Here is an 11,594-nt window from a genome sequence, read left to right as displayed (position 1 = left end):
ACGTCTCGTCTATCCCGCTCGGCAAAAGAAAAAACCTAGCAAGTGGTTTGCTAGGTTTTACAGTTAATTCGGGCTTTTAAATGTCACAGTGACGACTTTATCTGAAATCTCCGCTCCACTTTTCACACTTTGTTTGACAGCATATCCTTGTCCTTTTGTTTCGATATGCACACCGGAAATGGATGCATATTGAAGGACTTCCCGTCTCGACCAGCCTGTCATATCAGGCATTTTTATCGTTTTTCCTGCTGTTTTCAAGAAAACTTTCTGGCTTTCAGAGAATTCAGAGCCTGCACTTGGCCACTGTCGTTTAATGGAGAGGCCGTCACCGATGACAACAGGCGTTAAGTTTTTGTTTTTGGCTTCTGTTTCCGCCTGCTTCACTTCTAAATCTAAGAATGAAGGCATTGTTTCTTGCTTCACTTTTTGTTCGCCTGATTTTTTATCGTCTGTTTTGGTTGGTGCAATATTTAAATATAGCAGACTATTTTTCATCACTGGGTTAAAGATTTGTGCAACTGGGGCAGAGCCAGTTTCTGTGTCAGACAGCTGCGGCTGCTGTACAGCTACATAAACGAGTAGCTTCGGATCATCTTTTGGCGCCATTCCCATAAATGAAAAGACGTAATCGTTTCTTCCTTTGAGATAACCGCCGGCACCGCCAATTTGTCCTGTTCCTGTTTTCCCAGCAACGTCAAATCCTTTGATTTGGTAAGGCTGACCTGTTCCAATCTTCGAGGAAACCACCTCACCTAAAATGTCACGGACTTGCTTTGCTGTATCAGAGGAAATTGGTTTTCCAGCTACTGTTGGTTCGTGCTGTAAAATTGTTTTGTTTGTGTTTGGGTCTGTAATATGATCAATGACATATGGCTTCATCATCGTTCCGCCGTTTGCTATCGCTGTCGCTGCTTCGATTTGTTGAATCGGTGTAATGGCAGACGCTTGACCGTAAGCCGTCGATGCTTTGTCATATTCGTATCTGTAATTGATTTTACTAGACGCTTCGTTCGGTAAGTCAATACCTGTTTTGTCATAGAAATGGAACTTCTGCAAATATTGTTCGTAGCGCGTGAAGCCTAATTTTTCTTTTGCCAGCTTTGCAAAAGCTACGTTAGACGAACGGAGAACCCCTTCATGAAAGTCAATTTTTCCCCAGCCATTTCCATTGTTGTGGTCTCTTACAAGGCCGCCTCCTACTTTATAAGTACCAGATTGATATTTGTCATTGCCTTGGTAGACCCCTTCTTGGATTGCTGCAGCAAGTGTGAAGATTTTCATCGTTGAACCTGGTTCAAACGCATATGAAATGACATCATTGTTATAATTCGTAATGTCTAATTCATTTAAATTAAAGCTTGGCCGCTGTCCCATCGCGAGCACCTTTCCCGTTTTTGGGTCAACGACTGTGGCAATGATTTTCTTCGGTTTATATTTTTTGGCAACCTGCGTCATACTTTCTTCAAGGAACGCTTGGATTTTTTGATCGATGGTCAGCGTGACATTTTTTCCATCCTTCGGAGCGACAATGTCTTCTTTACTATTCGGAAGAGCCCATCCGCTTCTGTCACTGTTATATGTCACATAGCCGTCTTTTTCTTTTAAAAATTTGTTCAGCGCCTTCTCAAGTCCCATCGCGCCTGACATGTCCTTCGTTGCCTCATCTAATCTTGCATAACCGATCAGATTCGACGCAAACATGCCGTTTGGATAATATCGCTTCGTGTCTTTTTCAAATGCGATCCCTGGAAGCTTTAGCTTTTCAATTTTTTCTTTTGTTGAAAAACTGATGTCTTTTCCAGCTTTACCAAACTCAACTTGGAACGCACCTTTAGTATTCAGACGCTTTAAAATTTCGCTTTCACTCATATCAATGACTTTCGACAGCTCTTTTGCTGTCTTTTCTTTGTCGACGACATGCATTGGGTGCTTGGGATCAACCGTCATTTTCTTGCTCATGATCGCAATGAGCTTATAGACAGACGTATCCTCTGCAATCACATTCCCATTTCGGTCTAAAATAGACCCTCTTTTGGCTTCAAGTGTTTTCTTCGATTGATATTGTTCATTTGCCTTTACGGCTAATACTTGGCCATCGACTGTTCCTGTAATCTGAATATAGATAAAACGTGCAAGGATGATAAAGAAAAACAGGGCGAAGCAAATACTCGCAATTGCCGCGCCTCTGTTCATCATTTTATTCTTTTTAGGCATCGCCATCTTAATCGACCTTCTTAACATCTTTCGAAATGCTTAAGCCTGCTTTTTTCGCAGTATCAATGACTCTCTCGGGTTCACTCAGCAAGTCTTTTTCTTTTTGAAGCTCAGTGATCTTCTTCGATTCTAAAGATACTTGCTGTTCTAATTTCTGGACTTCAATATTAGCGTGATAGACAGCAAAGGCTTTAGAAATGATGAGAATGGAGCTGCACATAAGAGCCATGACAAACATGACAAGTAAGATTTTTTCACCAAGTGTGATAGAACCTCTTCTTTTAATAACAACCGATTGGCCTTGCTGCTCTGTTTGATATTGTTTTACTTCTCTTTGGTAAGCCAAATTACTCATAAGAAACCTCCTTTTTATCATCATCTATGGTGTCGTTTTACTTTTTTTCTGCAATTCGGAGCTTCGCTGAACGGGCACGGTTGTTATGTTCCAGCTCTTGTTCTGATGCAACGATTGGTTTTCTCGTGATCAGCTTCAGCTTTGGTTCAAGTCCTTCTGGAATCACTGGTAGTCCGTGCGGAAGTTCTGGAAGAGAAGACATTTCTTTAAATGTACTTTTACAAATCCGGTCTTCAAGTGAATGGAATGTAATGACAGAAATTCTCCCCTTCGGATTGAGTAACTCTATTGCTTGTTCTAGTGCTTCTTCAAAAACTTTCAATTCATCATTTACGGCAATTCGGATCGCTTGAAACACTCTTTTTGCTGGATGTCCGCCAGTTCGTCTTGCAGGTGCGGGAATTCCTTCTTTGATAATGTCGACAAGCTCACCTGTAGTTTCAATTGGTGCTTTTTTTCTAGCTTCTTCAATTTTGCGTGCGATTTGCTTGCTGAATTTTTCTTCCCCATATTTGTAGAAAATCCGAACTAGATCTTCAAATGGCCATTCATTCACCACTTGTTTTGCCGACAATGCGGCTGTTTGATCCATTCGCATGTCAAGAGGTGCATCATGGTGATAACTAAAGCCTCTCTCTGGTGTGTCGAGCTGAGGAGATGAAACCCCAAGGTCAAAAATCACACCGTCTACGCTTGTAATGCCTTGTTCATTCAGACGTTCTTTTAAATATCGGAAGTTGCTCTTTATGAAAAGAATGTTCGCTTTAGAATCCGCGAGCTTCTCTCGTGCATGATCCAGTGCAGCATCGTCTTGGTCAAATCCAATCAATGTACCTTTTTCTGATAGTTGAGATAGTAAATATGAGCTATGACCTGCTCCGCCCAGCGTGCAGTCTACATATGTACCGTCTTCTTTGACGTTTAAACCGTCAACTGTTTCTTTTAATAATACTGTCTCATGTTGGAACATGATGTTATGGTCCCACCTTTTTCAAATAGAAATGAATGTGTAGAAAGCTTGCTGCACAAGGGATTATTATATATCAAATCCAATCATGTTTTCAGCAATTTCAGCAAAAGAATCTTCTTGCTCTTCTGTATATTGTTCCCAGATCGACTTACTCCACAACTCAATTCGATTTGAAACGCCGATGACCACACATTCTTTTTCGAGTTTTGCATATTGGAGTAGGTTTGATGCGATGTTAATGCGCCCCTGCTTGTCCAGATCGCATTCGACTGCGCCAGAGAAGAAGAACCGGGTAAACGCACGTGCATCTTTTTTCGTTAGGGGCAGTGCTTTGAGTTTCTCTTCGATTAGTTTCCACTCACTCATAGGGTAGCCAAATAAACATTGATCAAGCCCTCTCGTCAGCACAAACTGTTCTCCGAGACCGTCTCTAAATTTAGCAGGGATGATCATGCGCCCTTTTGTATCAATCGTATGTTGGTATTCACCCATGAACATGATAATCAGAGCCCCACTTTCTCACCCTTACTCTCCACTATCCACCACTTCTCTCCACAAAACTTATTTTACACTGTTTCTACATAAAAAAAAACCCTGAACTAGTCAGGGTTCATTAAAACTTTATTTCAAAGTTTGACAATTTGCTGCTTGTTTTGAAATGAAAATGGCAGATTTTTGAACGTTTTGAAGAATTCTGGACCATATTTGTTTAAAAAGTACATGATATTCCAAATTCTTTCTTGCGGGGCATCTAATGGTTTTAAGCTGTTTTCAATCCGTTCAAAATCTCGAAGGATATATTCTTCCTTCTCTTCCACACGCTGCGCCACCTTTTGATAAACAAATTGAAGCTGGTCTTCGATAAATTTGGCATTTTTATCTAGCAGCTGCTCGAAGTTTGGTTCAACCTTCAGTGCTTCTTGCCTCAATACACCATGAACATTCGCTAATTCACGTTTCGCCTGATCAACGGCTTGAACAAAACTGTCTGGAAGGCTTTGCTCAAAGTGAGCCTCCTTCTTTTCTTTTACTCCGTTTGTGAGCACTTCTTCTACCGACAGCTCTCTGACCGGCAGCTTCTTATCGATGTGCCTTTCAAGAATGGTCACGTGCAGTCTTGGAAGAACGGGTGCCATCTTTAATTCAAAATGCTCAAAGATTCCTTTCAGTTCTCCCCAATAATTGACTTCACCGTGTCCTGCCATAAAAGCAAGTGTTGGGAGAAGGGTTTCCTGCATTAAGGGACGCGTCACCACATTGTTGCTGAACCGTTCTGGGTGCTCCTCAATTTCCTGCAAAAGCTCTTCTTTTGTCCACGTAAGCCCCACTTCTGATATAGAAAACTGGCCGTTTGCTTTTTCAATAAGGAAACGCTCTTCATCATATTCGTAAAACAGGTTCGCCTGATTGTCGCCAGCTTCAATGATCGGCTGATATCCCGCTCGTTTCATGGCAGCCTGCGTTTCATTCAAACGAGCTGTGACCGCATCATTTGTCTCGACAATATGCTTGAATAACGTACGCTCAAGTGGTTTGACACCTAAGTCTCCTGAATTAAATAGAAGCAGTCCATCTTCTTCAAAAAGGTCGCATACAATCCATTCAAAGAAATCCGTAAATGTTTGTGATTTGCGTAAACATCGAAGAAGCTGATCAAGCAAGTCATTTGTATATGCAGATTCCTCATACGTTGAAAACACATCGCGGAGCCATTTCTCTGTTTTTTCTTGATGCAGAGGTGTTCTTTTGGCAGCAGTTTTTTTGACGTTATGTAATGGCAGCTTTTGCTTAACTGGACCTTTTTCGCCGGATGTGTAGACAAAATTAATTTCATCTACGTCATGATCCTCACCTGCTACCCAAAAGACTGGAATCACAGGAACGCCAAGCGCTGATTCTTTTTCTTTTGCGAACTGAATAATGGATATGATTTTATGTATGGTATAAAGCGGTCCTGCCAGTAGGCCTGCCTGCTGTCCTCCAACCACCATGACACTCCGTTCATCACGGATCTTTTCAATGTTCTGACGCATCGCTGCCGATTCAAACTTTGCGTGGTATGCACTCATATAATCCGCTAAAGCCTCGCGCGGGAAGCTCATTTCCATGAGATCGTCGTATCTTTTTTTCCATGTGTGCTCAGAATGTATATCATAATCAAAAAAAGCAGTCATCTCTTTTTTTTCTTCTATATAATCACGTATGAATAAATTCTGACTTCGGATGGAAAGTTCAGTCAATTGCATGTTTAGAACTTCCTTTCTTCAATAAATAGTTAGTTTCCCGAAAAAAGTATAGCATGTAAATGAGCTCACTCAAAAGATTTTGTTTGCTTTTTTTCCAATACTTCCAAGCTTCGATTAAAGAAAGTAAGATGTGGCGCCGTAATCTCTTGAGCTTGAGCCTTTTTTAAAAGATAGCCAACGATGGCTTTTCTTTCGGTTTCACGGCCTTTGACGATATCTTGAAGCATTGACGATTGATTGGCAGCCGTTTTTTTACAAATGGAAACGACGTGTGACCAGAGTCGCTCTTTTTCAGCCAGACCTAAAATGGACAATGCTTCTTCAAATGCACATTTCATCATGTATTCATATGCAGGATTTGCGATCAATTCCCCATTTTTCACATGCAATAAAGCCGTGAGCGGGTTAATACAGACATTGACCAGCAGTTTTTCCTCCAGCACTTTTTTCCATTCATCCGTATAAATCATCTGAAATTGGGGCGGCGTTTCATTCAAAGCATTTCTCACATCAGCTGTATCCTCAGGATGAAAAGCCCCCCACTTGATGACACCGATCCCTGTATGGTTCACTGCATGGTCTGATACCTTCATGGCACCGTGCTCTACGACACCTATATATATCGAATGCGACGTGTCCCAGTTTTCTAAATCTAATAAGTGGGCCATGCCATTTTGTAAAAATAAGATTCGTTGACGAGGTAATGTTGATAGGTCATCAAGCACCTCTTGCAGATGGTGATATTTCACCGTCACAATCAGCAGATCAAATACTCCTGTAATCCCTACCCGTGCCTTGACAGACGCCCGGAATGTCTCTCCCTTTACCGTTCGCTTAATTCCTGATGTTCGAATCTCCTCTGCTTGTTCTTTTCTTCTTGTCAAAACAGTGATGTCATGATGCTGTGATAAATAACTGGCACAAAGCAGACCAATCGCACCGCCGCCAATGATTCCAATGTTCAACTGCCGCACTTCCCTTTTTCTGTTTACTTCATCATATCAACCATTTTAACAGTTTCAAGCCGCGATGCAAAAAGCAGATAGCGCACCGCGATTGAATTTTTTTAATTTAAAAACTATAATAATAAGTGTAAAAACTTTTTAAGGCGGATGGGATGAAAACGCCTTCAATGACATCACTGTCGACATTATGTGTGTAAGGGGGAAGATCATATGACACAAGTAAAACGACTTCTAATCAATTACAAAACTTTAGAGGAATTTAAACAATTTAAGGAATATGGTATACAAGAACTATCCATGCTTGAAGACCTTGAAAGTAATATGATTGAAAATGACAGCAATTCTCCATTTTACGGGATTTATTTTGGAGATAAGCTGGTCGCACGTATGAGCCTTTATCAAGTGGACGGCTCGACGACAAAGTATTTTGACCACAATCATGATTATTTAGAGCTGTGGAAGCTGGAAGTGCTTCCTGGGTATCAGCGTAAAGGGTACGGCGAGGCACTTGTTGATTTCGCCAAATCTTTCGGATTACCTATCCGAACCAATCCACGCGTCAAATCTGCCGGTTTTTGGGATAAAATGGGCTTTGAAGCGGTCAAATATGATATGGAACGCGATAAAGGTGAAAATCCACTCATCTGGGAACCTGCCCATATCCAAAAAAATACAGGTGAATCCGCTTAATACTGATGGCAAAACGCCCCTCCTTTCTCTGTGAGGGGCGCTTTCTTATTTAGCATATTCTTTTAAGTTGATATTCTGTTTGACTCTTTCAACAATCCCAATGAGTGCCCGGTAATCTTCTTCTGTCATTTTTAATTGCCGCTTCAAGTGTTCATTTTCTTCCGTGAGCGACTTCAGTTGATGCTGCGTGTCCGCTAGTTCTTCGCGTAAATCAGCAGAGCCAGCAGGTTCTTTTTCAAGCTGCTCTAAGAACTGAATCACTTCTCGCAAGGTCAATTCAGCCTGATCTGAAGTTGCCTTTTCTTCTATCGTTAACGTATTCTGTGGTAAACCCGAGGAATGAATCCCAATCTTTTTACGCAGTTCTTTCCGCTGTTTTTTCGCCAGCTCAATGCCTGCCTGATATTGTTTTCTGACGTATGAATTCCACCTGAATCCACATGCTGCAGCCGTTCTTGACAACGCTTTTCCGACTTCTTCAAATGCGGAAAGCTGCGTTCCTCCATCTCGAATGTGTCTTAAGACGACTTCTGCTAAAAGTAAATCTTCATCTTGCGTCCATGCGTCCTGCCTTGTAATCGTCAATTGATCATCCCCCCTGAATCTGAATACCACATCATATGCGCTTACTAGAGTAGATAGACTATTTGCAGGAGAGAAACCTAAAAAATAGACAAATAAAAAAACGCAAGGGAAGATTCCCTTACGCTTTTTTATCAAGCATTAGTTGCTTTTTACGTCTTTGCCTTTGTATGTTCCGCAAGATTTGCAGACACGATGAGAAATTTTCATTTCACCGCATTCTGGGCAAGCTACCATACCAGGTACTTGTAGTTTGAAATGCGTACGACGCAATCTTTTTTTCATTTTAGAAGTTCTTCTAAAAGGTACAGCCATTATTCCCACCTCCTTAAAGAGTTAAGATTCATTATTTTCTTCTAAGAGCTTCTTCAAGCCTTCCAGACGCGGATCAATTCGGTTTTGATGTGCATCTTCCGAAATGACCGCCCAGTCATTCCCTTCCTGTGGTGCAGCACCTTTTACGTCTGTTTGGTCGCAAAAGATTTGCATCGGCACTTCAAGAAGAATTTCTTCCTTGACTATAGGCGTTAAGTCGATGATATCGTCTTCTACAACAGATACGTCTTCATCTTCTATATCGTCTGTCTTATGAAGTACAAATAGTTCTTTCGTTGAAATCGCAAATGGATAATTTACATCAACAAGCGTTCTTGAACAAGGCAATGTCATTTCACCTGTGATGGTTAAATCAAATGCGACTTGCTTTGATTCGATCACTCCAGTCCCTTTCACCTCTACTGGTGAAATGCGACGTATATCTGAATGAAGGCTAGTAAGTTCATTTAAGTCAACCGTCTCATGAAAATCGAAGCTGTTTTTAGCTTTTTGATGTAACTGATAAACTGTCCATTTCAATTGTATCACCTCTAAGAGCAACAAACATGATTATAGCTTTCATCATGCTATTTGTCAATATTTTTTCTTTACAGTCCTTTGTGATGTCAGAGCGTTGTTTGACATCAGTTCACGGAATGCCTACACTGAAAAAAATGGGCTTCATTTTTCCCTTATGCTACTGTAGCATAGACCATTTAACCATAGCAAGAAAGGCGGAACATCTATTGAAAGCAACAGGAGTCGTTGTCGAGTACAATCCATTTCATTATGGACATGCCTATCATGTTCGCCAGGCAAAAACACATACCTCCTCAGATGTAGCCATTGCCGTCATGAGCGGTTCCTTCCTCCAGCGCGGAGAGCCTGCCATCGTCTCTAAATGGGCACGTACAAAAATGGCATTGCAAAACGGTGTAGACATCGTATGTGAGCTTCCATACATCTATGCAGTGCAAAAGGCAGAAACCTTTGCAAATGGCGCTGTGTCTATTCTAGATGCTTTAAAATGCCGCTCCCTTTTTTTCGGAAGTGAGGACGGAGACATCAAAGCATTTGAGCGAACAGCTCACGCTTGGCATGAGAAAAAAGAAGAAATTGACCTTTTCACAAAAGCAAAGGTCAAAGAAGGCCTTAGTTATCCGGCAGCCGCTGCCGCTGCGTTTCAAGAGGTCATTGATCCTAAACACTTACTGGATCTGTCTAGGCCTAATAACATTTTAGGCTTCCATTATGTCAAAGCCATCTTAGAGAGATCTCCTCACATAGAGCCCTTTACCTCTCAAAGAATTGCATCCGGTTATCATGATCAAGAGCTTCCTAAACATCAGAAAATCGCAAGCGCTACAAGCATCCGAAAAGCCTTAAAAGAGAATGGGTCATTTGAAACTGTCGCCTCTTATCTCCCGGAAGCCTCGCTTAAGCAATTACATGACTATTATTCTTCTTATGATCTTTTACATACGCAAGAAGACTATTTCAGCTTCTTAAAACATGTGTTTCACACAATGGATACAGCAGAACTAGAGGGCATCTATGAAATTGAAGAAGGCATCGAACACCGCATGCAAAAGGCGATCACACATGCGTCCACCTACGAGGAATATCTATCACTTGTGAAAACAAAACGATATACGTGGACAAGGCTGCAGCGGATGAATACGCACCTTTTAATGAGGGTGAAGAAAACGGTCATGCATGAGCTGCTAAAGGAGAAACAAGCACCATACATTCGTTTACTTGGCATGTCAAAGAAAGGTCAGCAATACTTATCTCTTGTAAAAAAGGAATTGGACGTACCGCTTGTCAGCAAGCTGTCTTCCTTTTCACATCCTGCCCTTGATCTTGACATTCGCGCTTCCCGCGTCTTCAGCCTTCCCATCAGCGAACCAATGCAAACAAAGTTAACAGAAGCAGAATTTAAAACCTCACCGATCCGCTATGATGAAGAGACTGGTCTCTTCCAATCTCGATAAAAAAAGCAGCCTAAGGCTGCTCTCTGATTGTTGACAAAGGGCTAAAATGATCTTTATTTTATCCCTTTGTCTTCTTTTCAGCGTGATAGAAAACCTTTGAAGTCTAGGAAGGGCGAGCACCGGAACGGAGCGAATTTGACATTCGTGAGTACCGGCGCAGAGACCTGACACCGAATGCGAGGGTTTGTCTACACGCTGAGAGCAGCCTTTGATGAAGGCTGCTCTTTTTTCACTTAAGATGCTTTCTCTTTTAACTTGTTTAAATAGTTCAATGCGTCCTGCATTGTGTCCACAGGAACGATTTTCATATTACTTTTAATATCTTTCGCTGTTTTCACTGCATTTTTGTAGTCTGAATTTGGATCACCTTTATCGTTTGGTGCAAAGAAGATATCTTTTCCTGCTTTATCTGCTGCAACAACCTTTTGATCTATTCCGCCAATTGGCCCGACCGTACCATCAGCGTCAATCGTTCCAGTCCCTGCAATCGCATAGCCATGTGTTTCGTCTTCTTTTGTCAGCTGGTTATAAATTTCAAGTGACATCATTAAACCTGCCGACGGGCCGCCGATATTTTCAATATCGACCTTAATGGAAGGCGAGACTTTCACATTTCGGTCTGTAAATAATGATACACCAATTCCAACTCGATTCGGCTCTTCTTTAAAAGGCTTCAACTTCACTTTCTGCGTGATATCCTTGCCGTTTCGTTCAAGGACAAAACGGACAGATGTACCAGCTTTTTGACGGCTGATATACGACACCATTTTATCAGCAGAATCATACGTCTGGCCATCAACGCTTTTAATCCGGTCGCCCACTTCAATTTTGCCGTAAGCAGGCATGCCTTTCATGACGTAGCTCGCATATACCCCATTAAATGTATAATCTACTTTTTTGCCTGCTTTTGTATACGCTGCAATCATGGCATTTTCTTGAGAGCTTTTCATCAACTGAAGCTGTCTTTTCATATAATCTTCATCCGACTCTCCGTCCGCTTTAATATTTTCTTCTGGGACGATCTCGTCATATTTATTCATTTTCGCAAGCAAATACGTATACGGATTGGCTGGGCCTACTTTTATCGTCATAAGAGAGAAGCTGCCCTTCTCGCCGTATCCACCGTCCACTTGAATGTGAGGGGCAATCTCTGTTGCATCACCCGGCTTTGTCACATAATACGGCAGTTTAACAAAAGTTAAGCCAAATAAGACAAGAACAATGACAAAAAAGCTAAGCCAGCGAATATTCAATTTTTTCATT

At 41.5% G+C, this 11,594-nt stretch carries 12 protein-coding genes; 2 read left to right on the top strand and 10 right to left on the bottom strand.

The annotated features are described in order from the left end of the window. Nucleotides 1-63: 63 nt before the first annotated feature. The 6 genes from AAZR19_RS02890 to AAZR19_RS02865 all read right to left on the bottom strand — a co-directional run bounded on the left by AAZR19_RS02890 (nucleotide 64) and on the right by AAZR19_RS02865 (nucleotide 6,750). A complete protein-coding gene (locus tag AAZR19_RS02890; protein WP_218677188.1) occupies nucleotides 64-2,214 on the bottom strand; it encodes a penicillin-binding protein in 2,151 nt (716 codons plus the stop codon). Nucleotides 2,215-2,221: 7 nt separating this feature from the next. Further along, on the bottom strand, nucleotides 2,222-2,569 hold the full coding sequence (gene ftsL / locus AAZR19_RS02885) for a cell division protein FtsL (RefSeq protein ID WP_024424265.1): 348 nt from the start codon (nucleotides 2,567-2,569) through the stop codon (nucleotides 2,222-2,224). A gap of 37 nt (nucleotides 2,570-2,606) precedes the next feature. Beyond that, nucleotides 2,607-3,539 carry a 16S rRNA (cytosine(1402)-N(4))-methyltransferase RsmH gene (gene rsmH / locus AAZR19_RS02880; RefSeq protein ID WP_024426925.1) on the bottom strand — a complete coding sequence of 311 codons (933 nt, stop codon included), beginning with the start codon at nucleotides 3,537-3,539 and terminating at the stop codon, nucleotides 2,607-2,609. 66 nt (nucleotides 3,540-3,605) lie between these two features. Continuing rightward, nucleotides 3,606-4,037 carry a division/cell wall cluster transcriptional repressor MraZ gene (gene mraZ / locus AAZR19_RS02875; protein ID WP_003211163.1) on the bottom strand — a complete coding sequence of 144 codons (432 nt, stop codon included), beginning with the start codon at nucleotides 4,035-4,037 and terminating at the stop codon, nucleotides 3,606-3,608. A gap of 128 nt (nucleotides 4,038-4,165) precedes the next feature. Continuing rightward, complete coding sequence (gene bshC, locus AAZR19_RS02870; protein ID WP_087975480.1) at nucleotides 4,166-5,785, bottom strand: bacillithiol biosynthesis cysteine-adding enzyme BshC; 1,620 nt, start codon at nucleotides 5,783-5,785, stop codon at nucleotides 4,166-4,168. 65 nt (nucleotides 5,786-5,850) lie between these two features. Next, complete coding sequence (locus AAZR19_RS02865) at nucleotides 5,851-6,750, bottom strand: 2-dehydropantoate 2-reductase (protein WP_041108893.1); 900 nt, start codon at nucleotides 6,748-6,750, stop codon at nucleotides 5,851-5,853. 210 nt (nucleotides 6,751-6,960) lie between these two features. Here AAZR19_RS02865 and AAZR19_RS02860 point away from each other — a divergent pair, with 210 nt between their 5' ends. Next, nucleotides 6,961-7,440 (top strand): N-acetyltransferase, encoded by a 480-nt coding sequence (locus AAZR19_RS02860; protein ID WP_041108891.1) that lies wholly within the window; start codon nucleotides 6,961-6,963, stop codon nucleotides 7,438-7,440. 45 nt (nucleotides 7,441-7,485) lie between these two features. On the opposite strand, the gene gerR is transcribed toward AAZR19_RS02860, so the two are convergent. The 3 genes from gerR to AAZR19_RS02845 form a co-directional block, all read right to left on the bottom strand. Further along, a complete protein-coding gene (gerR, locus tag AAZR19_RS02855; RefSeq protein WP_024424269.1) occupies nucleotides 7,486-8,025 on the bottom strand; it encodes a sporulation-specific transcriptional regulator GerR in 540 nt (179 codons plus the stop codon). Between the two features lie 138 nt (nucleotides 8,026-8,163). Beyond that, complete coding sequence (rpmF, locus tag AAZR19_RS02850) at nucleotides 8,164-8,337, bottom strand: 50S ribosomal protein L32 (RefSeq protein ID WP_008354700.1); 174 nt, start codon at nucleotides 8,335-8,337, stop codon at nucleotides 8,164-8,166. 21 nt (nucleotides 8,338-8,358) lie between these two features. Then, nucleotides 8,359-8,877: a YceD family protein gene (locus AAZR19_RS02845; RefSeq protein WP_019743276.1), complete on the bottom strand. Its 519-nt coding sequence runs from the start codon at nucleotides 8,875-8,877 to the stop codon at nucleotides 8,359-8,361. A 206-nt stretch (nucleotides 8,878-9,083) separates the two neighbouring features. On the opposite strand from AAZR19_RS02845, the gene AAZR19_RS02840 reads away from it, so the two are divergent. After that, the gene (locus AAZR19_RS02840) at nucleotides 9,084-10,331 is read left to right on the top strand and encodes a nucleotidyltransferase (RefSeq protein WP_041109743.1); all 1,248 of its coding nucleotides are present in this window, start codon (nucleotides 9,084-9,086) and stop codon (nucleotides 10,329-10,331) included. Nucleotides 10,332-10,564: 233 nt separating this feature from the next. Here AAZR19_RS02840 and AAZR19_RS02835 read toward each other — a convergent pair whose 3' ends face one another. Beyond that, nucleotides 10,565-11,593 (bottom strand): SepM family pheromone-processing serine protease, encoded by a 1,029-nt coding sequence (locus tag AAZR19_RS02835; RefSeq protein WP_041108889.1) that lies wholly within the window; start codon nucleotides 11,591-11,593, stop codon nucleotides 10,565-10,567. Nucleotide 11,594: the final 1 nt, after the last annotated feature.

Origin of the sequence: Bacillus sp. Je.9.29.b (assembly GCF_051129925.1) — a bacterium.
Lineage (GTDB): Bacteria > Bacillota > Bacilli > Bacillales > Bacillaceae > Bacillus > Bacillus safensis.
This window is presented reverse-complemented; position numbering and strand designations above follow the sequence as displayed.